The sequence below is a fragment of the Asanoa siamensis genome (assembly GCF_016862555.1).
GTDB classification, from domain to species: domain Bacteria; phylum Actinomycetota; class Actinomycetes; order Mycobacteriales; family Micromonosporaceae; genus Asanoa; species Asanoa siamensis.
Window position 1 is genome coordinate 30,173 of the sequence record NZ_BONE01000042.1, and the last position, 24,467, is coordinate 54,639.

General features: G+C 72.9%; 20 protein-coding genes and 1 pseudogene. 7 read left to right on the plus strand and 14 right to left on the minus strand.

What is annotated here, in order from left to right; all coding sequences use genetic code 11:
- The first annotated feature begins 30 nt into the window (after positions 1-30).
- Positions 31-807, plus strand: a complete 777-nt coding sequence (locus Asi02nite_RS24380; protein WP_203716228.1) for a DedA family protein — start codon at positions 31-33, stop codon at positions 805-807.
- Positions 808-1,401: 594 nt separating this feature from the next.
- Here Asi02nite_RS24380 and Asi02nite_RS24385 read toward each other — a convergent pair.
- The 9 genes from Asi02nite_RS24385 to Asi02nite_RS24425 all read right to left on the minus strand — a co-directional run bounded on the left by Asi02nite_RS24385 (position 1,402) and on the right by Asi02nite_RS24425 (position 9,247).
- The gene (locus Asi02nite_RS24385; RefSeq protein ID WP_203716229.1) at positions 1,402-2,073 is read right to left on the minus strand and encodes a class II aldolase/adducin family protein; all 672 of its coding nucleotides are present in this window, start codon (positions 2,071-2,073) and stop codon (positions 1,402-1,404) included.
- Positions 2,074-2,077: 4 nt separating this feature from the next.
- Positions 2,078-2,458 carry an ArsR/SmtB family transcription factor gene (locus Asi02nite_RS24390; protein ID WP_089254755.1) on the minus strand — a complete coding sequence of 127 codons (381 nt, stop codon included), beginning with the start codon at positions 2,456-2,458 and terminating at the stop codon, positions 2,078-2,080.
- A gap of 57 nt (positions 2,459-2,515) precedes the next feature.
- Positions 2,516-3,055: an orotate phosphoribosyltransferase gene (gene pyrE / locus Asi02nite_RS24395; protein WP_203716230.1), complete on the minus strand. Its 540-nt coding sequence runs from the start codon at positions 3,053-3,055 to the stop codon at positions 2,516-2,518.
- Between the two features lie 111 nt (positions 3,056-3,166).
- Positions 3,167-3,922: an SDR family NAD(P)-dependent oxidoreductase gene (locus Asi02nite_RS24400; protein ID WP_203716231.1), complete on the minus strand. Its 756-nt coding sequence runs from the start codon at positions 3,920-3,922 to the stop codon at positions 3,167-3,169.
- Between the two features lie 7 nt (positions 3,923-3,929).
- Positions 3,930-4,559, minus strand: a complete 630-nt coding sequence (locus Asi02nite_RS24405; RefSeq protein WP_203716232.1) for a hypothetical protein — start codon at positions 4,557-4,559, stop codon at positions 3,930-3,932.
- A gap of 95 nt (positions 4,560-4,654) precedes the next feature.
- The gene (locus Asi02nite_RS24410) at positions 4,655-5,386 is read right to left on the minus strand and encodes a hypothetical protein (protein ID WP_203716233.1); all 732 of its coding nucleotides are present in this window, start codon (positions 5,384-5,386) and stop codon (positions 4,655-4,657) included.
- A gap of 85 nt (positions 5,387-5,471) precedes the next feature.
- The gene (clpB, locus tag Asi02nite_RS24415) at positions 5,472-8,069 is read right to left on the minus strand and encodes an ATP-dependent chaperone ClpB (protein ID WP_203716234.1); all 2,598 of its coding nucleotides are present in this window, start codon (positions 8,067-8,069) and stop codon (positions 5,472-5,474) included.
- An 85-nt stretch (positions 8,070-8,154) separates the two neighbouring features.
- On the minus strand, positions 8,155-8,973 hold the full coding sequence (locus tag Asi02nite_RS24420; protein ID WP_203716235.1) for a hypothetical protein: 819 nt from the start codon (positions 8,971-8,973) through the stop codon (positions 8,155-8,157).
- Complete coding sequence (locus Asi02nite_RS24425) at positions 8,885-9,247, minus strand: hypothetical protein (protein ID WP_203716236.1); 363 nt, start codon at positions 9,245-9,247, stop codon at positions 8,885-8,887. The genes Asi02nite_RS24420 and Asi02nite_RS24425 overlap by 89 nt, the downstream gene beginning before the upstream one ends.
- 71 nt (positions 9,248-9,318) lie before the next feature.
- On the opposite strand from Asi02nite_RS24425, the gene Asi02nite_RS24430 reads away from it, so the two are divergent.
- From Asi02nite_RS24430 to Asi02nite_RS24440, 3 genes and pseudogenes are all read left to right on the plus strand, one after another.
- Positions 9,319-9,819 (plus strand): cation:proton antiporter regulatory subunit, encoded by a 501-nt coding sequence (locus tag Asi02nite_RS24430; RefSeq protein ID WP_203716237.1) that lies wholly within the window; start codon positions 9,319-9,321, stop codon positions 9,817-9,819.
- Between the two features lie 7 nt (positions 9,820-9,826).
- Positions 9,827-10,993: pseudogene (locus Asi02nite_RS24435) on the plus strand (cation:proton antiporter); the annotation flags it as partial.
- 261 nt (positions 10,994-11,254) lie between these two features.
- Positions 11,255-11,686: a hypothetical protein gene (locus tag Asi02nite_RS24440; protein ID WP_203716270.1), complete on the plus strand. Its 432-nt coding sequence runs from the start codon at positions 11,255-11,257 to the stop codon at positions 11,684-11,686.
- Between the two features lie 89 nt (positions 11,687-11,775).
- Here the strand turns inward: Asi02nite_RS24440 and Asi02nite_RS24445 are convergent, their stop codons facing one another.
- The 4 genes from Asi02nite_RS24445 to dnaK are packed head-to-tail and all read right to left on the minus strand — an operon-like array spanning position 11,776 to position 16,157.
- Positions 11,776-12,234, minus strand: coding sequence for a heat shock protein transcriptional repressor HspR (locus Asi02nite_RS24445; RefSeq protein ID WP_203716239.1), 459 nt, complete (start codon positions 12,232-12,234; stop codon positions 11,776-11,778).
- A gap of 7 nt (positions 12,235-12,241) precedes the next feature.
- Positions 12,242-13,444: a molecular chaperone DnaJ gene (dnaJ, locus tag Asi02nite_RS24450; protein WP_203716240.1), complete on the minus strand. Its 1,203-nt coding sequence runs from the start codon at positions 13,442-13,444 to the stop codon at positions 12,242-12,244.
- 39 nt (positions 13,445-13,483) lie between these two features.
- A complete protein-coding gene (grpE, locus tag Asi02nite_RS24455; protein ID WP_203716241.1) occupies positions 13,484-14,248 on the minus strand; it encodes a nucleotide exchange factor GrpE in 765 nt (254 codons plus the stop codon).
- A 34-nt stretch (positions 14,249-14,282) separates the two neighbouring features.
- The gene (dnaK, locus tag Asi02nite_RS24460) at positions 14,283-16,157 is read right to left on the minus strand and encodes a molecular chaperone DnaK (protein WP_203716242.1); all 1,875 of its coding nucleotides are present in this window, start codon (positions 16,155-16,157) and stop codon (positions 14,283-14,285) included.
- 146 nt (positions 16,158-16,303) lie between these two features.
- Here dnaK and Asi02nite_RS24465 point away from each other — a divergent pair, with 146 nt between their 5' ends.
- The 3 genes from Asi02nite_RS24465 to Asi02nite_RS24475 are packed head-to-tail and all read left to right on the plus strand — an operon-like array spanning position 16,304 to position 21,026.
- Positions 16,304-18,073, plus strand: a complete 1,770-nt coding sequence (locus Asi02nite_RS24465; protein ID WP_239127024.1) for an ABC transporter — start codon at positions 16,304-16,306, stop codon at positions 18,071-18,073.
- On the plus strand, positions 18,070-19,758 hold the full coding sequence (locus Asi02nite_RS24470) for a GTPase (protein WP_203716243.1): 1,689 nt from the start codon (positions 18,070-18,072) through the stop codon (positions 19,756-19,758). The genes Asi02nite_RS24465 and Asi02nite_RS24470 overlap by 4 nt, the downstream gene beginning before the upstream one ends.
- Positions 19,759-19,808: 50 nt before the next feature.
- Positions 19,809-21,026 carry a hypothetical protein gene (locus Asi02nite_RS24475; RefSeq protein ID WP_203716244.1) on the plus strand — a complete coding sequence of 406 codons (1,218 nt, stop codon included), beginning with the start codon at positions 19,809-19,811 and terminating at the stop codon, positions 21,024-21,026.
- Between the two features lie 46 nt (positions 21,027-21,072).
- Here Asi02nite_RS24475 and Asi02nite_RS24480 read toward each other — a convergent pair whose 3' ends face one another.
- Positions 21,073-24,339 (minus strand): LppU/SCO3897 family protein, encoded by a 3,267-nt coding sequence (locus Asi02nite_RS24480; protein ID WP_203716245.1) that lies wholly within the window; start codon positions 24,337-24,339, stop codon positions 21,073-21,075.
- Between the last annotated feature and the right edge of the window lie 128 nt (positions 24,340-24,467).

Consider the following 24,467-nt stretch of genomic DNA (forward strand, 5'->3'; position numbering starts at 1 on the left):
GGCTTGCCAGGCCCGGTAGCCTTCCTACCCGTGGAGACGACCCGCGCCCTAGCCGAGAACCTCGCCTTCAACCCGTTGGACCCGAAGGACCTGGTCCACACGTTCGGTCTGTACGGGGTCTGGGCGATCCTGTTCGCCGAGACGGGCCTGCTGGTCGGCTTCTTCTTCCCGGGCGACTCGCTGCTGTTCCTGGCGGGCGTCGCGGCCACGCCGGTAGCCGACGCCATCTTCGGCGACGGCACCAAGCTCTCCCTGGCGGGCTTGCTGATCGGCGCCCCGATCTGCGCCATCATCGGCGCGCAACTAGGCCACTTCCTCGGCGCCCGCTACGGCACGCGAATGTTCGAGAAGCCGGACTCCCGCCTGTTCAAGCGCGAATATGTCGAGAAGGCAGAGCACTATTTCCAGAAGTTCGGCCCGGCCAAGGCAGTAGTCCTGGCCCGCTTCATCCCGATCGTCCGCACGTTCCTGAACCCGGTAGCCGGCGTCCTCGGCATGCCGGCCAAGCAGTTCTTCCTCTGGAACGTGGTAGGCGCGATCCTCTGGACCGACGGCATCCTGCTGGTGGGTTACCTGCTGGCCGACCGCATCTACGAGGCCATCGGCACGCACATCGACCGCTACATCCTGCCGTTCGTCGCCCTCATCATTTTGCTGTCGGTCCTCCCGATCATCATCGAGATCATCCGCGACCGCCGCGCCCGCAAGCGCGCGAAGGAGATGGCGGTCATCGGCATCTCCCCGGTAGCCGGCATCGCCGACGCGATCGAGGACAACCACCACCACGGCAGCCACCGCGCCGAATAGGCCCTTTTCAGAGCGAAGATCAGGGGCATGTCCCGGGTCCGCCCAGGGCACGACCGTCGCTCCCGCCGGACACCGCTCCGCTACGCTCCGCTGCCACGCCCGCGATACCTCGATCTCACCCCAAAGGCCCGAGCCAAACCAGGCGCCCGACCCGCATAGCGGGGCCCCGCCTGGCCGGTGCCTACTGATCTGGTTCCGGCGCACCCAGAAGCGCGCCCGCCCAGGGGCCGCCGGCTGATCGCGGACACCGCCAACCCTGGCCGCGCTCGTCCGGGCAGAGCGGTAGCGAAAGCGCCCAGCCGCACCCTGCGTCCAATCGGGAACTGCCGCAACGCAACCGGACGCTCATTCGAGGCAAACGCGGAGGGTGCAAACCGAGAGCCCGCCCCCCGCCAGGCAACCGCCGGACCGCCGCCCCTCCCCCTGCAGCTTGGTGAGGCCGGGTTTCCGGGAACCCACCCCGCAGCTCGGTCAGACCAGGTTCTCGGGAACCCGCCCTCCGTCGGGGCAAACCGCAGCCGTGCCCCATCCCGGGAATGCGGGAACAGCCGAGCAAAGCCACACCCGTTGTCGGGCGGGGTGATCGGCTGGAAGCTAGGCGCCCATGGGTGGGGGCTGGTCGGTGAGCTCCGCCGCGCGGCCCAAGACCAAGGCGCGGTAGGTGAGTTGCGCCGCCTCTTCCAGATTGTGGGCGCGTTTGTGGGCCAGCTCGATGCTGTCCGCGAGCACTGAGCAGCCGTGCCGGCTCAGGATCAGGCAGTTCGTGCCGTCGCGGGATGCGTCGGCCGCGGCAGAGGCGATTTCCGCTGAACCCGGTGGGAAGAACGGCACCGTCGCCACCCGGCGCACGTAGAAAGCGTGATCCGTCGTCAACAGGCGGATCCGCTCACCCAGCGCGTCGAGCAACAGCGACGTCTGCGGGTGCAGGTGGATGATCGCCGCCACGTCCGGGCGGGCGCGGTAGGTCGCGAGGTGCAGCGCGACCTCGGAGCTCGGCGACAGCGCATCGGTGCGCAGCGCCAGGCCGTCGCTGATGCGCATGCTGACGAACGACCGGTGGTCGAGCCGGTCGAGCCAGGTGCCCGCGCCCGTCACCCAGCACGTATCGCTGCCCGGGTGGCGGGCCGACAGGTTGCCACCGGAGCCGACCACCAGGCCGGCACGGACCACTGCAGCCCCGACCTCGGCGAGTTGGTCGCGGAGGTCGCGCTGGTCAGCGGACCCGGCGTCGAGTCTGGACGGCGACGCCGGGTCAGTGGTCGTCACCGAGTCAGCGCGCGGCCTTCTTGGTGGCCCGCTTGCGCGGCGGCGTGAGCAGGTCGGCGATCGTCGCGATAGCCGACGGGACGAGGCGGTAGTAGGCCCACACGCCCCGCTTCTCCCGCTCGAGCAGCCCCGCCTCGGTCAGGATCCGGAGGTGGTGGCTCACGGTCGGCTGGGAGAGCCCGAGCGGTGCGGTCAGGTCGCAGACGCAGGCCTCGCCTTCCGGTGCCGACTGGATGAGGCTCAAGAGCCGCAGTCGGGCCGGGTCGGCGAGAGCCTTGAGCACCCCGGCGAGGCGCTCGGCATCGGCACGTTCGATTGGCTCGCCGGCGAGCGGCGAGATCTGAGGCATGGTCATTTCAGCCAACGCAGTTCCCACGTATTCCATCCTTCCACTTACAGCATCGACCCGCCTGCATATGAGCAGGTCCGAATCGGCAAACTTTTACGCCACTAGGCCGAGGTCAGCCATCGAGTAGGCCGCCTTAAAGGGGAGGCCGGCCGCCCGAATGGCGTCACCGCCGCCCCGATCGACGATAACGGCTACGCCGACCACCTCAGCCCCGGCTTCCCGGAGCGCCTCGACGGCGGTCAACGGGCTTCCCCCGGTCGTGGAGGCGTCTTCCACGACCAGCACCCGTCGTCCGGCAACATCAGGACCCTCGATCCGGCGTTGGAGACCGTGCGCCTTGGCCGTCTTGCGGACGACGAACGCGTCGAGAGGTCGCCCGGTTGCCGCCGCCGCGTGCATCATGGCGGTCGCCACCGGGTCGGCACCGAGGGTGAGGCCACCCACCGCGTCGAAGTCCCAGTCGGAAGTCAGGTCGAGCAGCACGCGTCCGAGCACTGGTGCGGACGCATAGTGAAGAGAGACGCGGCGAAGGTCGACATACCAGTCGGCCTCCTGACCCGAAGACAGCACCACCCGGCCGTGCACCACGGCTCGGTCAGTGATGAATTTACGCAGGTCGTCGTGGTCCCCCATGGCAGATAAGCGTACTGGTCGATCCTGTGAACCTGCTGGGCGCCCCACCAGCGATCGGGAAATTTCCACCGATAGCGCACCCTGACAGATCACGGACTCCCGTGTCGGTCGTCACCGACCGTCGCGACTGCGGGTGTCCTTGGCGACCCGGGCGAAGACGCCGCGCGGCGCGTGCCGCATGCCGAACACGGCCACCTTGTATTTCCAGTCGGGCACGCTCACGAGCCGGCCGCGGGCGAGGTCGCGCAGCCCGTGCGCGACCACGTCCTCGGCGCGCAACCACATCCAGGACGGCGTTCTCGACATGTCGATGCCCGCTCGACTGTGGAACTCGGTGCGCGTGTAGCCGGGGCACAACGCCATCACCCGGACACCGTGCCGGCCCACCGCACGCCCGATCGACTCACTGAAATGGGTGACCCAGGCCTTGCTCGCGGGATAGGTCGAGCCCGGCATGACCGGTGCGAACGAGGAGGCCGACGAGACATTGATCACAGCCCCTGAACCGCGGCTGGTCATGCCCGGCAGCGCCGCGTGCGTGAGCCGCATGACAGCGTGGACGTTCAGCCGCAGCAACCGCGCCTCGTCGTCCGCGGTGGACCGCAGGAACGACCGGTTGAGGCTGACGCCGGCGTTGTTGACCAGCAGGTCGACGTCGCCCAACCGATCGGCGACCGCCGTCAGCCCGGCGTCGGTCGACAGGTCGGCGGGCAGCACTTCGGTGGTGTCGCCGAGGTCGGCGGCGAGCGCGGTGAGGCGTTCGGCGTCGCGGGCGACGACTACCAGTCGGTAACCATCGGCGGAAAGGCGACGGGCGAACGCCGCACCGATCCCGGAACTGGCACCGGTGACGAGTGCGGTCGGCACGGGTCCCTCACATGGGGGCGGGGGTGGTCGCCGGCGGGTCCGGGCGCTGCCAGTCCGTCGGGTCGACCGGGGGTGGGGGTGGGGGTGTCGGCGCGCCGGCAGCCGGCGTGCGCCGGAAGTAGCCGTTGGCCGCGGGGGTGGCCAGCAGCAACGCCACCACAACGTAGCCGAGCGCCTGCAGCAGCGAAAGAGCCACGCTGGTCCATGGCCACCAGCCCGGGTGGGCCTCGCCCATCGCGGCGAGCACGGCCTCGTCACCGAACGACCCGGCCTGTTGTACGAAGCCGAAGACCGCGGCCAGACCGCCGGACACGAGGCCCAGGGCGCAGACGATCCAGGTGGCGATCCGGACGGCCGGGTTGCCGCGCAGCGTGCCGACCGCGAGAACGGCCAGCAGCACGGTGGCGACCACACTGACGAAGGCCGCGGCCATCGGGACGCCGCGCAGCACGGTCGTGCCGCCGTCGATGTCGGCGCTGGGCAGCCCGGCGGCGGCCGCGGCGTTCTGGAAGTTATCGACGATGCCGGGCATCAGGGCGAGCCCGATCGCGCCGTAGGCCAGGCCGCCGATCGCCATCAGCGACAGGACCGCCGCCGCGGCGCGGACGACGCCCGGCGGGCGACGGGCACTGCTCACCGGCTGTTGCACGAGGGGTTGCGCTGGGTACGACACGGGGCCCTCCGGTACATCCGTTGTGGAGAAACTACTCGGAAGGCCCCTGTCGCGCGCGGCTACCTGGGCGGAGCGGGTGTCTCCGGCGGTTCGGCGTCACGTGCCGGCGGCGCCGGCGGTGGCGGCAGCGGGGGTTCGCCGCCCTGCTGCGGGTACGGCGAGGTCGGGTACGGCGTGTTCGGGTAGCTGGAGCCCGGCATCACCGGGTAGCCCGGCGTCGGCGGCTCCCACGTGCCGGCCCGCGGCTTGAACCACTCGTTGGACGCCGGCAGGGCGAGCAGCACGAGCGAGCCCAGCACGAGCAGGATCGGGATGATCAGCAGCACCATGTTGACGGCGTTGTACCAACCGGGCATCGCGGCGTCGATCTCCGCCTGCACGTCGGGGGTGTCGCCGGTCGTGGTCTCCAGGTTCATCGCGCCGCTGACCGCGTTGCCGGCCGCGCTGAGCCCGCAGCAGAGCACGAACAGGCCGCCGACCACCCAGGTGACGATCCGGGACGCGTTCTTGCCCCGCAGGTTGAGGAAGCCGAGCACGACGAGACCGATGCCGACGACGAGCGCGATGACGCCGAAGATGACGGCGACGGCGACCGCGGCGGCGTCACCCGTGCCGGCGAGGTCGGTGCCGGCGTACGCGTCGTTCACCGCCTGGCGCAGCGTGCCGAGGGTCGAGAGCGTGACGATGAGGCTGATGACCTCGATCGCGGCGACGGCGTAAAGAAGGTAGCTGGAAATCCGGACCGTGCCCGGCGGTCGGGCACGGTCCGGACCGGGGGCGAACTCCGACACGGCACTCCCTCCTCGATACATCACGATAAGTGAAGATCAAGGTACCGGTAGCGCGCCAGTCTGTCGCCCCAGGAGCGTCCGGCGCTCAGCGGACCAGGGCCATCACCGTCAGGCCGTCCTTGCCGTCGGCCAGGTCGACCGCGACCGTGTCGCCGTCCCGGATCTCACCGGCCAGCAGCGCCTTGGCCAGGCTGTCGCCGATCGACGACTGCACCAGCCGGCGCAGCGGCCGGGCGCCGTAGATCGGGTCGAAGCCGTGCTCGGCGAGCCACGTGCGGGCGGTGTCGGTGACGTCGAGCGTGAGCCGCCGCTCCGCCAGCCGCCGCCGCAGCAGGTCGAGCTGGATGTCGACGATGGCCCGCAGCTCCGGCCCGGACAGCGCGGCGAACACCACGATGTCGTCGAGCCGGTTGAGGAACTCCGGCTTGAAGTGGGCGCGGACCACCGCGAGCACCGCCTCGCGGCGCTGATCCTCGCCCAGCGTCGGGTCGGCGATCAGCGTCGAGCCGAGGTTGGACGTGAGGATCAGGATCGCGTTGCGGAAGTCGACGGTGCGGCCCTGCCCGTCGGTCAGCCGGCCGTCGTCGAGCACCTGGAGCAGCACGTCGAAGACGTCCGGGTGGGCCTTCTCCACCTCGTCGAGCAGGATCACCGAGTACGGCCGGCGGCGCACCGCCTCGGTCAGCTGCCCGCCCTCCTCGTAGCCGACGTAGCCGGGCGGGGCGCCGACGAGCCGGGCGACGCTGTGCTTCTCGCCGTATTCGCTCATGTCGATGCGCACCATCGCGCGCTCGTCGTCGAACAGGAACCCAGCGAGCGCCTTGGCCAGCTCGGTCTTGCCGACACCGGTCGGGCCGAGGAACAGGAAGCTGCCGGTGGGCCGGTCGGGGTCGGCGATGCCGGCCCGGGCGCGGCGGACCGCGTCGGAGACGGCCGCGACGGCCTCGCGCTGGCCGACGACCCGGGTGGCCAGCGACTCCTCCATCCGCAGCAGCTTGGCGGTCTCACCCTCCAGCAGCCGCCCGGCGGGGATGCCGGTCCAGGACGCCACCACCGCGGCGATGTCGTCGGCGCTGACCTCTTCCTTCAGCATCGCGCCGCTGGTCTGCAGCGCGACGAGCTCGGCCTCGGCCGCAGTCAGCTCCGCCTCGAGCGCCGGGATCTTCCCGTAGCGCAGCTCGGACGCGCGGGCGAAGTCGCCGTCGCGCTCCGCGTGGCTCTCGTCGCCGCGCAGCCGCTCCAGCTCCTCCTTGGCCGTGGAGATTTTGGTGATGTGCTCCTTCTCCAGGCGCCACCGCTCGGAGAGCGCGGTGAGCTGCTCGCGCTTGTCGGCCAGCTCCTTGCGTAGCCGGGCGAGCCGCTCGGCGGAGGCCGGGTCGGGCTCCTTGGCCAGCGCCATCTCCTCGATCTCCAGGCGCCGCACGGCCCGCTCGACCTCGTCGACCTCGACCGGCCGTGAGTCGATCTCCATGCGCAGCCGGGAGCCGGCCTCGTCGACCAGGTCGATCGCCTTGTCGGGCAGGAACCGGTCGGTGATGTAGCGGTCGGACAGGGCGGCCGCCGCGACCAGCGCGGCGTCGGTGATCCGCACGCCGTGGTGCACCTCGTACCGCTCCTTGAGGCCACGCAGGATGCCGATGGTGTCCTCGACGGACGGCTCGCCGACCACGACGGGCTGGAACCGCCGCTCGAGGGCGGGGTCCTTCTCGATGTGCTCGCGGTACTCGTCCAGCGTGGTGGCGCCGACCATCCGCAGCTCGCCGCGGGCCAGCATCGGCTTGAGCATGTTGCCGGCGTCCATCGAGCCCTCGCCGCGGCCGGCACCGACCACGGTGTGCAGCTCGTCGAGGAAGGTGATCACCTGGCCGTCGGAGTTCTTGATCTCCTCGAGGACCGACTTGAGCCGCTCCTCGAACTGGCCCCGATATTGCGCACCCGCCACCATCGCGGCGAGGTCGAGGGCGACCAGCTTCTTGTCGCGCAGTGACTCGGGCACGTCGCCGGCCACGATCCGCTGGGCGAGGCCCTCGACGATCGCGGTCTTGCCGACGCCCGGCTCGCCGATCAGCACCGGGTTGTTCTTGGTCTTGCGGGACAGCACCTGCATGACGCGGCGGATCTCCGAGTCGCGGCCGATCACCGGGTCGGTCTTGCCGTCCCGGGCGCGCGCGGTCAGGTCGACGCCGTATTTCTCCAGTGCCTGGTAGGTCTGCTCCGGGTCGGCGTTGGTGACCCGGCGGTCGCCGCCCCGGATGGCCGGGAACGCGGCGACGAGGTTGTCCTCGGTGGCGCCCGCCTGCTTGAGCAGGTCGGCGACGGCGCCGCCGACCCGGGCGAGGCCGGCGAGGAGGTGCTCGGTGGAGACGAACTCGTCGCCGAGCGGGCGGGCGATCTGCTCGGCCGCGCCGATGGCGTTGACGAACTCGCGGGACAGGGTGGGCTCGGCGACGCTCGGGCCCTGCGCGGTGGGCAGGCTCTCGATCGCCCGGGCCGCGGCGCGGCGGATGTCGGCGGCGTTGGCGCCGACGGCGCGGAGCAGGCCGGCGGCGGTCGACCCGCCGGTGTCGAGCAGCGAGAGCAGCAGGTGCCACGGCTCGACGGTCGCGTTGCCGCGCTGCGCGGCACTCGCGGCCGCGCCGGTGATGACCTCACGACTCTTGGTCGTCAGACGTTCGGTGTTCATGGGCTCCCCTGGTAGCTGGCGTCCACTAGGAACGACGAAACCAGAGTTGAGTCTATTCCGCTCAACCTCGGAGGTGTGATCTGCATCACCCGGCGCCGCCGACCAGGACCCTGATCCACTTCCACCTGCCCGGCCCACCGACGCCCAGCCAGTTGACCTGCCCGTCGCCACAGAACAGCGTGCCATCGGCCAGCAACCGCAGCCCGCACCGTCCCCCGATCGGCCAGTCGACCCACTGGAACGCGCCGCCGGACACGAGACCCGGCCGGTCCCGGGTGGTGACGGCGAGGGTCGCGTCGGGCAGCGCGACCGCGGAGAGGAAGTTGTCGGGGTGGCCGGTGGCGCCCATCGACCGCCAGCCCTGGCCGTCGAAGAACCAGATCGCCGGCCAGCCGATCGGATCGGGTTGCCCGATCAACCAGGCGTACGTCCGGTCGTGGTCGACGACGATCTGCGCCGCGGCGATGTCGCCACTCTCGCCCGCGATCGGCACCTGCCGCCAGGTCGAACCCAGGTCGTTGGAGACCGACCCGACCGGCCGGCCGCCGCTGTCCACGCCGATGGCGTAGAGCCAGTGCAGCGCCGAGCCCACCACCCGCAGGTTGGGCACGTCCGGCTGCGCCGGCGTCGCGATCGGCCGGTCCTTGAGACCGAAGAAGACGACCTTCTGCTTCGTGTCGCCGTCGCAGCAGACCTGGTAGTCGCCGGCCAGCGGGCGCGCCGGATCGGCTGCGCCGGGTTCGTGCGTATAGGTGCGGCCCTGGTCGTAGGACACGTAGTAGCCGTCGGGCTCGACGTGGAGGACCAGCCGGTCGTCACCCGCGTACAACTGATGGCTCTTGCCCTCGGGTTGCGGGTGGAGGGCCTGGTGCCAGCTCTGCCCGCCGTCCTCTGTGCGCACCACGGCGGCCGAGCAGGTCTGGGCCGGGCGCGCCGCTGCCGGACCCGCACCGGGTGAACAGCGCGTACCCGAGCGCCTGGTTGACGAACTCGACGTGCTGCACCTGGTAACTGGGCGGCACCGGCACCGGCGGGTGGCGGACCTCGAAGCCGGCCTGCGTCGCCGCGGGTGGCGGTGGCGTGGACGGGGCGGGCGGCGGGCGCCGGATCGGCCCGATCGAACAGCCACCGAGCAGCGCGATCACCGCCAGCGTCGCCACCGTCATCCGTCCACGCATGACACCTCCCCGTGCGGGTTCCGAGTCGCCATGGATGGGCACGGTTCCCGATCTTTGGATAGGTTGCCACCGTGCGAGTACGGGTGGAACAGACGTCGTTACCCGGGATCGGTGTGCGGCACGACTTCGTCACGGAGTTGGGCCGGCGGCTCGGTGTGGTGTCGCATCGCGACGGCCGCCGTGCCCTGATCATCTACGACCGCGACGATCCCGACGCGCGGTTGGCCGCGATCCAGCTCACCGACGACGAGGCCGAGGCCCTCGCCGACCTGCTCGGCGCCTCGCTGATGCTGGGCCAGCTGGCCGGTCTGCGCGACCAGGCCGCCGGCCTGCTCACCGAGCAGATCGCGCTGCCGGCCAGCTCGCCGTTCGTGAACCGGCAGCTCGGCGACACCCGGGCCCGCACCCGCACCAGCTCGTCCATCGTCGCGGTCCTCCGCGCTGCCCGGGTGATCCCGTCCCCCGGCCCGGATTTCCGCTTCGAGAGCGGTGACGTGGTCGTCGCCGTCGGCACCCGCAAGGGGCTCGACGCGCTGACCCGCATCCTCGCCGACAACGACCCGGACGGCTGAACCGACGATGCACGAGAGCACGACGATCCTGTTGATCGAGGTCGGGGCGCTGATGTTCCTCCTCGGCCTGCTCGGGCGACTCAGCCGCCGATTCGGCATCTCGCCGATCCCGCTCTACCTCCTCGCCGGCCTGGCCTTCGGCCACGGTGGACTGTTGCCCCTCAACGCCAGCGAGGAGTTCTTCTCGGTCGGCGCCGAGATCGGCGTGATCCTCCTGCTCGTGCTGCTCGGCCTCGAATACTCGGCCGGCGAGCTCGTCGCGAACCTGCGTACGGCGGCCCCGGTGGGCCTGCTCGACGCCGCCCTCAACGCGCTGCCCGGCGCGGCGTTCGCCCTGCTGCTGGGCTGGGGCTGGGTGGCCGCGGTGGTACTCGCCGGCGTCACCTGGGTGACCTCCTCGGGCGTGGTCGCGAAGGTGCTCGCCGACCTCGGCCGGCTCGGCAACCGGGAAACGCCGGTCGTGCTCTCCGTGCTGGTCATGGAAGACCTGGCGATGGCGCTCTACCTGCCGTTGCTGACCGCGCTGCTGGCCGGCACCGGCCTGCTCGGCGGCGGCGTCGCGCTGGTCGTGGCGGTCGGCACGGTCTCGATCGTGCTGCTGGTCGCGATCAGGTTCGGCGGTTGGATCTCCAAGGCCATCTCCGCCCGCGACCCCGAGGCGCTGCTGCTCGGCGTCTTCGGCCTGACGCTGCTGGTCGCCGGCCTCGCCGCGCAGCTCAAGGTGTCGGCCGCGGTCGGCGCGTTCCTCGTCGGCATCGCGGTCTCCGGCCCGGTCGCGCACCACGCGACCGAACTGCTCTCGCCCCTGCGCGACATCTTCGCCGCCGTGTTCTTCGTGTTCTTCGGCCTGACCACCAACCCCGCCGACATCCCGCCGGTGCTGGTGCCGGCGATCGGGCTCGCGATCGTCACGATCGCGACCAAGACCATCACGGGGTACGTCGCGGCGAAGCGCGCCGGCATCGCGGTGCGCGGCCGGTGGCGGGCCGGGTTGTCGCTGACACCACGCGGTGAGTTCTCGATCGTCATCGCCGGGCTGGCGGTGGCGACACCGGGCATTCCGGCGAAGCTGGGCGCGCTCGCCACCGCGTACGTGTTGATCACGGTTGTGGTCGGTCCGGTGATCGCGCGGCTGCCGGACTTCGAGTGGTTCAAGGCGCTGCTGCAGCCGCGGCCCGGCGGCGGCGCGGTGCTGGCGACCAGTGACGGACCGGGTGTGACCGACCTCACCGACGCGCCAGGTCCGCTAAGTCGGCACACACCGGACGCTACTGGCCAGTAACTGAGCGCGCTCAGCGGATCGTGCCCGGGTCTTAACCTTTGGCCCCTTCCGTTCCCATCCCGCCAGGCGCTACGGTGACGCCGCAGAGGGGCTGGCAGCGGAAGATCGACCATTGGGCGAGATCGACGCATGACCATGCGGAGCGAGGTGTCCGTGAGCGTGCAGTCGACGTCGTTCAGCGGGTTCGCCAATCCCGTCGATCCAACTTCGGCGGAGCTGCGGGCCTGGGCCTACCACCCGGGCACGGTGGCGCTGCAATCCATGCCGCCCGACTGGGACCTGCTCGTCTCGGGCGACCATCTGGTCACCACGCTGTTCGAGCTCGCGATGGACCGGTCCTGCCCCGCCCGCCGGTTCGCCCTGCACTGCCTCTACATCTACGCGGCCGACGGCATCCGCACGAAGTTCCGCGCGCACCCCAAGCGGCGGCTGCGCAAGCTCGTGCAGCAGGCCGAGACGCTCGGCGACGACCTGATGCGCACCTGGGCCCACAACAGCCGGGTGCTGCTGGCCAAGCCGGATCTCTTCGACTACCGCGACTGGTGCGAGGGCGGGCTGGTCCGTTCGGGCCGCCGACTCTCCTGACCGACGCGGGAAGGCCGGGACCCCCCGTGGATCCCGGCCTTCTTTGTCCGATATGGTGAGGTTAGTCCTCCGCAGGCTCTCGCGGCGCCTTATCGCGTCGGCGGGTCGGCCGCGCGGCGTGGCCGCCACACCACCAGCGCGGTCGACGCGCGGGCCGTGGGCACCAGGTCGCCCCGCGGATACGCGCTGACCGACTCGAGATCGGCGATCCGCTGGTAGGCCGCGGACAGCGCTGCCTCCAGGTCGGCGATCCGCTCGCGCAGGTCGCCCACCTCCTGCTCCAGGCCGATGATCCGGCGGATGCCCTCCAGGTTGACGCCCTCGTCCTGGCTGAGCCGCTGCACCTCGCGGAGCAACTCGACGTCGCGGGCGCTGTAGCGGCGCCCACCGCCGGCCGCCCGGCCCGGCTGCACCAGCCCGAGCCGGTCGTACTGCCGAAGGGTCTGCGGATGCATCCCGGCCATCCGCGCCGCGACCGAGATGATCAGGACCTTGGCGTCGGACGACGTCTCGACCGTGACCGAGATTTCCTCTTCGTAGGGCTGCATGGCCGCCTCACCTCCGCCACAACGTCTCGCGGCCCGCGTCCGGCGACAGCACGGCGAACTTCTCCAGCGCCTCGCGGGCTTCGTCGGTCAGCGCCGTCGGGACGGCCACCTCGATCGTGACGAGGAGGTCGCCGGCCTGTCCGTCGCGCTTGACCACGCCCTTGCCGCGGGCCCGCAGGACGCGCCCGCTCGGTGTGCCCGGCGGCACCCGCAGCGTCACGTAGCCGTCCAGCGTCGGGACCCGCAGGTCCGTGCCGAACACCGCCTCGGGGTAGGTGATCGGCGCGGTTATCGTCAGGTCGTTGCCCGTGCGGCCGAACATGTCGTCGGCCCGGACGCGGACCAGCACGTAGAGGTCGCCGGGCGGCCCGCCGCGATCGCCGGGCTCGCCCCGGCCGGCCAGCCGGATGCGCTGCCCGTCGGAGACGCCGGCCGGGAATCGCACGTTGAGCGTGCGGGCCTTGGTGACGCCGCCGGTGCCGCGGCACTCGGGGCACTTCTCGTCGACGATGGAGCCGACGCCCTGGCACTCGCGGCACGGCTCCGAGAAGCTGAACGAACCCTGGTTGCGGGTGATCAGGCCGGAGCCCTGGCACTGTGGACAGGTGCGCGGCTGGGTGCCGGGCTTGGCACCGTTGCCGTGACAGGTGTCGCAGACGCCGGGCGCCCGCAAGGTGAGCGGCAGGGTGACACCCCGCACCGCGTCGCCGAAGTCGAGGGTGACCTCGGCCTCCACGTCACGGCCGCGGGCCGGGCCGCGCGGCTGCTGCTGCTGACCGCGCCCACCCGAGAAGATCGAGCCGAACAGGTCGGAGAAGCCCGCGCCGCCGAACCGGCCGTCGCGGCCCGTGCCCGTCGTCGGCCCACCGCCACCGCCGCCGAAGCCGCCGAAGAGGTCCGACAGGTCCGACGGGTCGAACCCGCCCGGACCGGTGCCGCCGCCGGTGCGGGCACCACGCCGGAACGCGCCCGCGCCGAAGAGCGAGCGCATCTCGTCGTACTCCTTGCGCCGGCCCGTGTCCGACAGGACGTCGTAGGCCTCGGAGACCGCCTTGAACCGGTCTTCCGCCTCGGGGTTGCCCGGGTTGTGGTCCGGGTGCAACTCCCGCGCGAGCTTGCGGTAGCTGCGCTTGATCTCGTCGGCGGAGGCGGACTTCGGAACGCCGAGCACGGCGTAGAAGTCCTTCTCCAGCCAGTCCTTGGAGCCCACGTCAGTCCGCCTCCCTTCCGACTGCTCGCCGGTTGAACGTCACTCGGGGTCGGCCACCGCGACCAGCGCGGGTCGCAGCAACCGGTCGCCGAGCTGGTAGCCGCGGCGCATCACGTCGATGCACGTCGGCTCCGTGACCTCGGGCGAGGTCAGGTGGGCCACCGCGTCGTGGCGGGTCGGGTCGAACGGGTCGCCCTTCTCGCCGAACGCGGTCAGCCCGAACTTGCCCAGGGCCGTGGTGAGCTGTTCCGCCACACTGCCGAACGGCCCGACCAGGTCGCCGTGTTCCCGCGCCCGGTCGAGGTCGTCCAGCACCGGCAGCAGGGCACTGATCACCAGGCCGGTGGTCTGCTCGGCCGCCAACCCCCGGTCGCGGTCGACCCGCTTGCGGTAGTTGGCGTATTCGGCCGAGACCCGCTGGACGTCGCGCGTGCGCTCCTCCAGGTCGGCCCGGAGTGACTCCAGCTCGGCACCCAGCCCGGCCGGCGCCTTGTCTTCAGGCTCGGCCGGCTTCGCCTCCGTGACCGGGTCGGCCGCCGGCGCCGGCGTGTCGACCGGCTGCTGCTCGGCCGGCGCCTGCGGGCCGGGGACCTCGGTGCTCTCGGTGCTTTCCACTGTCTGCTCGCTGTCGGCCTGCTCAGCCGGCTCGTCCTGCTCGCCCCTGAGCTTGCCGCTCGCGTCGATCCGTCGCTTGTCCCGGATGACGATCCGCTCCGCTCCCTTGCCGTCGGCCTGGTCGCGCTCGGTGCCACCCGGCGCCGACCCGGCGTCGACCGGGTCGGCGGCTCGTGGCTTTTCCGTCATGCCGACATCCTCACTGACGTCGCGTGCCCTCGGGTCACTTCTTGTCGTCCTCGACGATCTCGGCGTCGACGACGTCGTCCGGGCCGTTGCCGTTGCCGCCCGGGGCCGAGGTGCCGGGGCCGGCAGCGCCGTCCGGGCCGGGGCCCGCCGCGCCGGGGCCCGCCTGCTCGCCCTGCTGCTGCGCGTAGAGGAGCGAGCCGGCCTGCTGCGAGACCTGCGCCAGCTTCTCGTGCGCCGCCTTGATCTTCTCGATGTCGGTGCCGCCCAGCGCGCTGCGCAGGTCGCCCAGCGCCTCGTTGATCTGGTCCCGCGGCTCGGCTGGAAGCTTGTCGCCGCTCTCGGCGAGGAACTTCTCGGTCTGCCACTGGAGCTGCTCGGCGAGGTTGCGGGTCTCGGCCTCGTCGCGCCGGCGCTTGTCGTCGTCGGCGTGGTCCTGCGCGTCCCGCATCATCCGGTCGATGTCGTCCTTCGGCAGCGCCGAGCCGCCGGTGATCGTCATCGACTGCTCCTTGCCGGTGCCCAGGTCCTTGGCGTTGACGTGGACGATGCCGTTGGCGTCGATGTCGAAGGTGACCTCGATCTGCGGCACGCCCCGCGGCGCCGGCGGCAGGCCGGTCAGCTCGAACGTCGCGAGCTTCTTGTTGTAGGCCGCGATCTCGCGCTCACCCTGGAAGACCTGGATCAGCACGGACGGCTGGTTGTCGTCGGCCGTCGTGAAGACCTCGGAGCGCTTCGTCGGGATCGTGGTGTTGCGCTCGATCAGCTTGGTGAAGATGCCGCCCTTGGTCTCGATGCCCAGGCTCAGCGGGGTGACGTCGAGGAGCAGAACGTCCTTGACCTCGCCCTTGAGCACGCCGGCCTGCAGCGCGGCACCGACCGCGACGACCTCGTCGGGGTTGACGCCCTTGTTGGGCTCCTTGCCGGTGAGCTGCTTGACCAGGTCGGTCACGGCCGGCATACGGGTGGAGCCGCCGACCAGGATCACGTGGTCGACGTCGGCGACCTTCACGCCGGCGTCCTTGATCGCCTGCTCGAACGGGCCCTTGGTGCGGTCCAGCAGGTCCTGCGTCATGCGCTGGAACTCGGACCGGGACAGGCTCACGTCGAGGTGCAGCGGGCCGGCCTCACCAGCGGTGATGTACGGCAGGTTGATGTTGGTCGTGGTCGCCGCGGAAAGCTCGATCTTGGCCTTCTCGGCGGCCTCACGCAGCCGCTGCATCGCCATCTTGTCCTGCGAGAGGTCGATGCCGTGCTGGCCGCGGAACGTCTTGACCAGGTATTCGATGACGCGCTCGTCCCAGTCGTCGCCACCGAGGTGGTTGTCGCCCGAGGTCGACTTGACCTCGACGACGCCCTCGGCGAGCTCGAGGACGGACACGTCGAAGGTGCCGCCACCGAGGTCGAAGACCAGGACGGTCTGCTCCTTGGAGCCCTTGTCGAGGCCGTAGGCCAGCGCCGCCGCGGTCGGCTCGTTGACGATCCGGAGCACGTTGAAGCCCGCGATCTCACCGGCCTCCTTGGTGGCCTGGCGCTGCGCGTCGTTGAAGTACGCCGGGACGGTGATCACCGCGTCGACGATCTGCTCGCCCAGGTAGGCCTCGGCGTCGCGCTTGAGCTTCATCAGCACGCGGGCCGAGATCTCCTGCGACGTGTATTTCTTGCCATCGATGTCAATCGACCAGTTGGTGCCCACTTCCCGCTTGACCGAACGGATCGTCCGGTCCGGGTTGGTCACCGCCTGGCGCTTGGCGACCTCACCGACGAGCACCTCGCCGTTGCGGGCGAACGCGACGATCGAGGGGGTCGTGCGCGCACCCTCCGCGTTGGCGATGACGGTGGGCTCACCGCCTTCGAGGACGCTGACGACCGAGTTCGTCGTGCCGAGGTCGATGCCGACCGCACGTGCCATGGCTACTTCCTTATCTCAAGTTGAGTGGATCGGGCTCAATAATGCCACGATCACGCCAGGCGTCAAATTGGGTTGAGTGTGGTACGCGCAACTTCTTCCGCCGCGTTCCTGTTGAACAGGCCGCATAGATCGGGCACGCTTTACCCGTGACGACGCAGGTGGCGGCGGTGGTGCCCGAGGGGCTACCCGGCGCGCTGGGCCGACTACGGGCGGCGATATCAGCGGCCGACTACCCCCTGTCGCTGACCTCCGCGGCCGAGGCCCGCGAGGTCGGCGCCGCGCTCGTCGCACAGCTCGACGACTACCTGCTGCCCCGGCTGTCCCGGCTCGACGCACCGTTACTGGTCGTGGTCGGCGGCTCCACCGGCGCCGGCAAGTCGACCTTGGTCAACAGCCTGGTCCAGGCCCGGGTCAGCGCGCCCGGCGTGCTCCGCCCGACCACCCGGGCGCCGGTCCTCGTCTGCAACCCCTCCGACAGCCAGTGGTTCCGCTCGGGCGACCTGCTCCCGGGCCTGACCCGCACGAGCCAGCCCAGTGACGACCCGCACACCCTGCAGCTCGTCGCCGCGCCCGCGCTCACCCCGGGCCTCGCCTTCCTCGACGCGCCGGACATCGACTCGGTGGTCGACCAGAACCGCCAGCTCGCCGCCCAGCTGCTGGCCGCCGCCGACCTGTGGCTGTTCGTGACGACCGCCGCCCGCTACGCCGACGCCGTGCCGTGGGGGCTGCTGCGCACCGCCCGGCTGCGCGGCACCGTCATCGCGCTGGTGCTCGACCGCGTGCCCGAGGAGGCCGGCGGCGAGGTGACCGCCCACCTCGCCGAGATGCTCGACGCCAACGACCTTGCCGAGGCGCCGCTGTTCGTGCTCCCCGAGACCACGGTCGACGGGCAGGGCCTGCTGCCGCCCGCCGACACCGCCGAGCTGCGGGCCTGGTTCGACCGGCTGGCCAGCGATGCCGGCGCCCGGGCCGCCGTGGTCCGGCAGACGCTCGACGGTGCCGTCGCGGCGCTGCGGCCGGCGGCCGACGGGCTCGCGGTCGCCGCCGACGAGCAGGCCGCGGCCGCCCGGGCCCTGCGCGACCGGGTCCGCAGCGCCTACCGGGGCGCGTCGGAGACCGTCGAGCGCAGCCTCAAGGACGGCCGGCTCCTCCGCGGCGAGGTGCTCTCCCGCTGGCACGAGTTCGTCGGCACCGGCGACTTCTTCCGCGGCCTCGAGGCCCGGATCGGCCGCCTGCGCGACCGCATCACGGCGGCCGTCACCGGCCGGCCGCAGCCTGGCAGCCAGCTCAAGTCGGCGATCGAGTCGCAGCTCACCACGCTGCTGCGGGGCGTCGCGGCGGACGCCGCCGAGAACGCGTACACCGGGTGGCAGGCCCATCCGGCCGGGGCCGGGCTGCTGGAGCCCGCGCTGGCCCGCCCGACACCCGACCTCGCCGAGCGGGCCGACCGGCTGGTCCGCGACTGGCAGCGCGGGGTGCTGGAGCTCGTCCGCCAGGAGGGCAGCGACAAGCGCTTCGTCGCGCGGACGGCGGCGTACGCGGTCAACGCCACCGGCCTGGCCGTCATGATCGCGGTGTTCGCGTCGACCGCGTTCATCCCGACCGGCCTGGAGATCGGCACCGCGGCCGGCACCACGCTCGCGGCGCAGAAGGTGCTCGAGGCGATCTTCGGCGACCAGGCGATCCGCCGGCTCGCCGCGAAGGCCCGGCAGGACCTGCTCGACCGGGTCGACGTGCTGATGGCCGACGAGGCCGCCCGCTACTTCGACCGCATCGAGCAGGTCGGCGTCGACGCCGACCCGGGCGGTGAGCTGCGCGCGGCGGCCGACGAGGTCGAGCGGGCCCGGGCCGCGGCCGCGCTGACCGGCGGCACCAAGTTCGCGCTGCCGCAGCGGGATCCGGGGGCGACGCGGTGACCCAGTTCGTCGGCCGGGTCCGCGAGGCCCTGCGCGGCAACCGTCGTGTCGACCCCGACGTGCTGCTCGGCCGCCTCGACGCGGTGCGGGGCTTCCTCGACGCCGCCGACGGCCACCTGCCGTCGGAGCGGCTCGTGCCCGCGCACACCCTGGTCGAACGGGCCACCGGCCGGCTCGCCCTGTCCCGCGACCACACCCTGGTCGCCCTGGCCGGTGCCACCGGCAGCGGCAAGTCCAGCCTGTTCAACGCGCTGGCGCACATGAACCTCTCGCCGGTCGGGGTCCGCCGCCCGACCACGGGCCAGGCGTTCGCCTGCGTCTGGGGCCACGCCGACGAGGCCGGCGGGCTGCTCGACTGGGTCGGCGTGCTGCCCCGCAACCGGTTCGCCCGGGAGAGCCCGCTCGACGGTGACGACGAGGCCCCGCTGCGCGGCCTGGTCCTGCTCGACCTGCCCGACTTCGACTCCGTCGAGGCCGCCCACCGCGTCGAGGTCGACCGGCTGCTCGGCCTCGTCGACCTGATCGTCTGGGTCGTCGACCCCCAGAAATACGCCGACCGCGTGGTGCACGACGCCTACCTGCGCGAGTTCCACCGCCACAAGGACGTCACCGTCGTCGTGCTCAACCAGGCCGACCGGCTGTCCACCGCGGACCTGCCGAAGGTGCTCGGCGACCTGCGCCGGCTGCTCGAGGAGGACGGTCTCGGCGGGGTGCCCGTGCTGGCCACCGCGGCCGTCCAGGACGCGGCCATGATCGAGCTACGCCGGTTGCTGGAGCGCACCGTGGCCGAGCGCCAGGCCGCGTTGCGCCGGCTCAGCGGCGACGTCGACACCGTCCTGGCGCGCCTCGAGGACCTGGTCGGCGGCCCGGCTCCCGGCGACGTCGACAAGACCACCACCCGCCACCTCGCCGACGCGCTGGCCGGCGTCGCGGGCGTGCCGGCGGTGGCCGACGCGACCGAGCGGGCCTACCGGCACCGGGCCGGCACGGCGACCGGCTGGCCGCTGGTCAAGTTCTGGCGCAAGCTGCGACCCGATCCGCTGCGCCGGCTCCACCTGCACACGCCGGCCGTGGTGGGCACCGAGCTCGCGCCCGGTGACTCCGCTCCGCCGGTGACCTCGCTGCCCGACCCGACCGCCGCGCAGCGCGCCTCGCTCGGCATCGCCCTGCGGTCGGTCACCGACAGCGCCGCCGCCGACCTGCCCGAGCCGTGGCGGGTGGCGGTCGGCGACGCCGCCCGGTCCCGGCTCGGCGACCTGCCGGACGCGCTCGACAAGGCGGTCGCCGGCACGCAGCTCGGCGTCGAGCGCAAGCGCGCCTGGTGGCGGGTCGTGGGGCTGCTGCAGTGGTTGCTCACGCTGGCCGCCGTGGCCGGGCTGGGCTGGCTCGTGGCCGGCTACATCGTCCGGGCGCTCGGGCTGCCCCGGTTCGACTACCCGATGCTGGGCGAGGTGCCGGCGCCGACGGCGGGCCTGATCGGCGGCCTGGTCGCCGGCATCCTGCTGGCGTTGCTGACCAAGCCGTTCATCCGCTGGGGCGCCCGGCGGGCCCGGCGGCGGGCCGAGGCGCGGATGCGGGAGTCGGTCGCCGAGGTCGGCCGCGAGCACGTCATCGCGCCGGTCCGGCTGGTCCTGCGCGACTACACGACCGCTCGCGACGCCTATGCGGCCGCCGGGCCACAGTAGTCGGCTTTCGGGCTAATGCCCCCGGTGCCCGTTGAGCGTAGGGTCGTCACATGACGACGCCACAGACACCGTACGAGGCCGTGCTGAAGGCCGCGCGTGACGTCGACAAGCTCGACTGCGCGCTGGACGCCGAGATGCTCGGCACCGCCCTGCTCGGCAGCGTCTACGCGGTCGCCGAGGAGGACCGCGCCGGCGCCGTGCGTACCTTCGTGGAAGGTTTCCTGACCGCCACCTCCCGGCGGCGTGCCGCGGCCGCGACCACCATCCGGTCCGTTTTCGCCTCCCTCGTCCCCGACGCGACCGGCGCCGCGGCGGTCAAGCCCGGCGCGGCGGCCCCGTCGTGGTCCGGCCAGCTCGGGCGCGTGCGGCCGACCGGGACCTATGCCTACGGCGACGTGTACGGCGACCAGACGTCCTATCTCGCCACGTTCGCCTACGAGGACGACGCCGAGGGTGGGCCGGAGCACGCGGTCGTGGCCCTCGTCGACCACAACATCGGCATCACCAAGGACGTGTTCGTCGGCGGGCCGGCCGAGCGGATCCTCGGCCAGGTGCGGCGGATGTGCGCCGCCGACGGGCTGACCTGGTTCCGCGAGGAGGACCCACGCACCCTGCGCGGCGAGGTGGCCCGGCACCTGCGGATCACCGACGAGCTCGGCGACCTGCCCGGCGAGGGCTCGCTGGCCACCGACCGGGCGCTGGTCGGCGCCCGGCTGGCCCTGCTGCCCGCGCCGGCTCTCTCGGTGGTGCCCGACCTGCCGGAGCCCCTCGGCGACGAGGCGCGCACCGCGCTGATCCGCACGTTCCTGTCGTCGCCGGAGGCGACCCGCTTCGAGCTCGACCGGGTGCCGGAGAGCGACCTGGGCTCGCTGCACTTCTGCCTGGGCCTCGTCCTCGACCACGCGGCGAGCCTGCCCGACGCCGACCCGATGCGGTGGAGCCCGATCGTGGTCGAGTTGTTCCTGCTCGACTGGGTGCACCGGCGCGCGGTGCTCGACATGGACGACGCCGCCCTGCTCCCGCGGGTCGTGCGCGCCTGGGCCGCGTACGCGTCGCGGGTCCGCGGCCTCCCGGCCGAGGCGGTGGCCGCCACCGACCAGGCCGTGGAGGACACCGTGCCGGAGTTCGTCCGCCTCTACACGACCGGCGAGCGCCGCAGCCCGGCGACGGCCGCGGTGGCCCAGCTCATCGCCGAGGGCGTCGACCTCAACGACCCGGCCGCGCTGGACGCCTGGCTGGCGGAAAACCGGGACCGCCTTGGCGAGTGACCTGAACGAGAAAAGGGCGGCCGATCGGCCGCCCTTTTCTCGTTCGTCAGTTGGTCGCTTCGGGTGACGGGCTGTTGCCGTTGCCGGCCGGAGGGGCCGCCTTCGGGGTCAGGCAGAGCACGTTGTCGGAGCGGCCGCCGGAGACCTCGATGATCGGCTGACCCTTGTCGGGGCACTTGGCCGCGTCGTCGACCCGGCTGACCACCTGGAAGGCGTCGGGTTCCGTGCAGGCCGCCGCGACGGCGCTCTCGCCGGACTGGCGGACGCAGTCGCCGACCGCCGGGTTGAAGGCGTCGCCGCCCGAGCGGGTGAACAGGTAGACCACCGCGAGCGGAATGACCAGCAGGAGTACGGCCGCGCCGAGGACCATCGCCAGCACCCGGCCGTTGCGCTCCTTGGCCGGCGGTTCCGGCTTGTCGTCGGTCGTGGCCGGCGCCGCGGCCGGCTCCGCGTCGGGGCGGAACGCGTCGAACCGGCTCTGGTCGTTGTCGGGCGCCCCGGCCGACCAGGTCGCGGTCGGCGGCCCACCCGGCGTGCCGGGACGGTTGGGGTTGGCACCGGCGAAGGGCCGGCCCGAGTTCAGCGGGCCGCTGATCCGGCCGTGCGGGCCGGCGGGCGGCGTACCCGGCACCTGCGGGCCACCGGCGTAGCCGCCCGGCGGGCGGATGCCCTGCGGCCCCTCCGGCAGGTCGGCGGGCCGACCGTCGGGCGGTGCGACCCGGGCGCTGGACCGGAAGCTACCCGGCGGACCGGGCGGCGGAGGCGGCACCTCGATCGGCGGACCGAACGCGGTCGGCGGGCCCTGGCCGTCGCCTGGGCCGAAGCCCTCGGCGCGACCGCCGGGACCCCCGAACGGCGCGCCGAAGGCCGCCGGCGGGCCACCGCGCCCACTCTCGTCACCGCGCGCGCCCGGGAAGCTCCCGAACCCACCCTCGTCGCCGCGTGCGGCCGGGGAGCCAGGGAAGCCCTGTGGGCCACCTTCGTGCCCCGGCGCGCCCGCGAAGCCACCCTCGTCGCCGCGACCGGCGGGCGAACCCGGCGGGCCACCGAAGCCGTCACCACGGCCCGGGCCACCCGGGAAGCCAGGCTGCTGGCCGCCGAAGCCACCCTCACCGCCGCGCGCCGCGGGTGAGCCGGGGAAGCCTTGAGGTCCGCCGGAGCCACCCTCGTCACCGCGACCCGGCGCACCGGCGAAGCCCTGAGGCCCACCGAAACCACCCTCGTCACCGCGACCGGCGGGCGAACCCGGCGCACCCTGCGGACCGCCAAGGCCCTCGCCGCCGCGACCCGGCGCACCGGCAAAGCCCTGCGGACCGCCGAAACCACCCTCGTCACGACGAGCAGCGGGCGAACCCGGCGCACCCTGCGGACCGCCAAAGCCCTCGCCGCCGCGACCAGGCCCGCCGGCAAAGCCCTGAGGCCCACCGAAACCACCCTCGTCACCGCGACCAGCGGGCGAACCCGGCGCACCCTGCGGACCGCCGAAGCCGCCTTCGCGACCCGGCGCACCGGCGAAGCCCTGCGGGCCACCGAAGCCACCCTCTTCGCCGCGGCCTGCGGGCGAACCCGGCGCACCCTGCGATCCGCCGAAACCACCCTCGTCACCGCGGGGCGGGAAGCCCGGCTGGCCACGGAACCCACCCTCGTCGCCGCCGCGGCCGGGGCCGCCGAAGCCGCCCTCGTCGCCGCCGCGGCCGGGTGCGCCGGCGAAGCCCTGCGGGCCGCCGAAACCACCCTCGTCAGCCCGGCCCGGGAAGCCTGGCTCGCCGCCGCGGCCGCCCTCGTCGCCGCGGCCGGGGAAGCCGGGCCGCGCGTTGCCGAAGGCGTTGCTGTCGTCGCGGGCCGGAGAGCCCGGGAAGCCCGGCGGGAAGCCCTGCTGGCCCGCGCCCGCGAAGGCGCTCTCGCCCGGCCGGGCCGGCGTGCCCGGGCCCGACTGGGGGGCGAAGCCGCCCGAACCCGCGTCGGCGCCGCCGTCGCGGCCGGACGCGTCGCCGAAGCCGGGGAAGCTGCTGCCGTCGTCGCCGGGCACGGCGCCGAAGCGGCCGCCCGCCGGTGAGCCAGGGAAGGCCGGGCCGGGTCGGCCGAAGCCCTCGTCGCCGGCCTGGTCGCCGCGGGGCGCGAAGCCGCTCGGGCCGCGGACCGACTCCGCGCCGAAGCCCGGCGCCTCGGCGGGCTCGGACGGGGCGCCGACGGCGCGGCCGTAGACGCGGGACTGCGGTGGCGCGGCCGCCGGCGATGGCAATGGCTGGTCGGTCGCCGGCTGGACGCGGCTCGCGGTCGGCACCGATGCGCTGGCGCTCACCGCGCGGCCGGCCGCCGAGGCCTGCCCACTGGGCGGGCCGGACGTCTGGCCGGGGCCGCCCTGGCTCGGCACCGCGGGGTGCCCGGAGCGCTGCTCGTCGGCGTCGGCCTGCTCACCGCCGGTGCCGAACTGGCCCGGGTCGACCCGCACGGCGCCCATCGGCACCGAGGCGGCGCCGCCGACCCGTGCGGAGCCGACCGAGGCGGAACCCTTGGGTGCGGAGCCGCCGGGCGGCGGGCCCTGCGGCGGCACGGCCGGAGCGGGGCTGAACCCGCCCGCGTCACCGAAGTCGCGGGGCTGGGCCGCGGCGAAGCCGGAGAACCCACCGGAGTCGCCCGGCCGGCCGGCACCAGGGTTGCTGCCCTCCGGGGACGGCGGCGTCCAGCCGCTCGGCCCGGCGGAATAGCCGTTGGGCGCGCCGCCGGGGTAGTGCGAACCGCCGGAGGACGGCTCGTCGGCGCCCGGGTCGGTCGGCTGCGGGATCTGCACCCGGCCGGTGGCGGAGCTGTCGCTCGACGTGCGCGGCTGGGGAACGCTCGGTGGGTATTCGGTCTTGCCGTGGTAGTCGATCGCACCGAAGCCGCCGCCGTCGGACGGTGACTCGCCCGGCGGGAACGCGCCGAACGACGCACCCGGGACGCGGGTCTGCTGCGGCGGGAGCGGGGTCGGCTCGGGGGCCTGCGGGATCGGCGCGGGCGCGGGCGTGTAGTGCGCCGGCGGCTGGTCGTCGGGCGAGCCCGGCCGGCGGCCGTTGGCGGGGCCGTGCTCGGCCCGGGGGCCGCCGTAGATGTCGCCCGGGCGACCCGGTGCGGCGGGAGCGCCCCACTGCCCGGGCTGGGCGCCCGGCGGGGTCCACTGGTCCGTCCGCTGTGGTGGGTCGTAGCCCGGCGGCGCCCAGGACTCCCCGGCCTGACGACGCTGGGAGTCGGGCTCACCGAACCGGGGCCGACCCGCGTCCGGGGCAGCCTCGTCCGGCTCGTAGCCGGGATGCTGCGGACCCTCGGACGTCATCTGCGCCTCCTCGATCGCGGAACAGCGGCCCGGCCCGTCATGCCGACGGCGGGCAGCCGGACCAACCGTACCGGGCGGTGCGACGGCTAGGAATCCCGGTGCTGTGAGCAGCACCGCTACGGCGGATC

Excerpts from the sequence above, each read along its gene's own strand:
- pyrE (WP_203716230.1), bottom strand. The coding sequence starts at position 3,055 with ATGGGGGACCACGACGACCTGCGTAAATTCATCACTGACCGAGCCGTG.
- Asi02nite_RS24425 (WP_203716236.1), bottom strand. The coding sequence starts at position 9,247 with ATGCGTGGACGGATGACGGTGGCGACGCTGGCGGTGATCGCGCTGCTC.
- dnaK (WP_203716242.1), bottom strand. The coding sequence starts at position 16,157 with ATGGCACGTGCGGTCGGCATCGACCTCGGCACGACGAACTCGGTCGTC.
- clpB (WP_203716234.1), bottom strand. The coding sequence starts at position 8,069 with ATGAACACCGAACGTCTGACGACCAAGAGTCGTGAGGTCATCACCGGC.
- grpE (WP_203716241.1), bottom strand. The coding sequence starts at position 14,248 with ATGACGGAAAAGCCACGAGCCGCCGACCCGGTCGACGCCGGGTCGGCG.
- Asi02nite_RS24475 (WP_203716244.1), top strand. The coding sequence starts at position 19,809 with ATGACGACGCCACAGACACCGTACGAGGCCGTGCTGAAGGCCGCGCGT.
- Asi02nite_RS24480 (WP_203716245.1), bottom strand. The coding sequence starts at position 24,339 with ATGACGTCCGAGGGTCCGCAGCATCCCGGCTACGAGCCGGACGAGGCT.
- Asi02nite_RS24445 (WP_203716239.1), bottom strand. The coding sequence starts at position 12,234 with ATGCAGCCCTACGAAGAGGAAATCTCGGTCACGGTCGAGACGTCGTCC.
- Asi02nite_RS24390 (WP_089254755.1), bottom strand. The coding sequence starts at position 2,458 with ATGGAATACGTGGGAACTGCGTTGGCTGAAATGACCATGCCTCAGATC.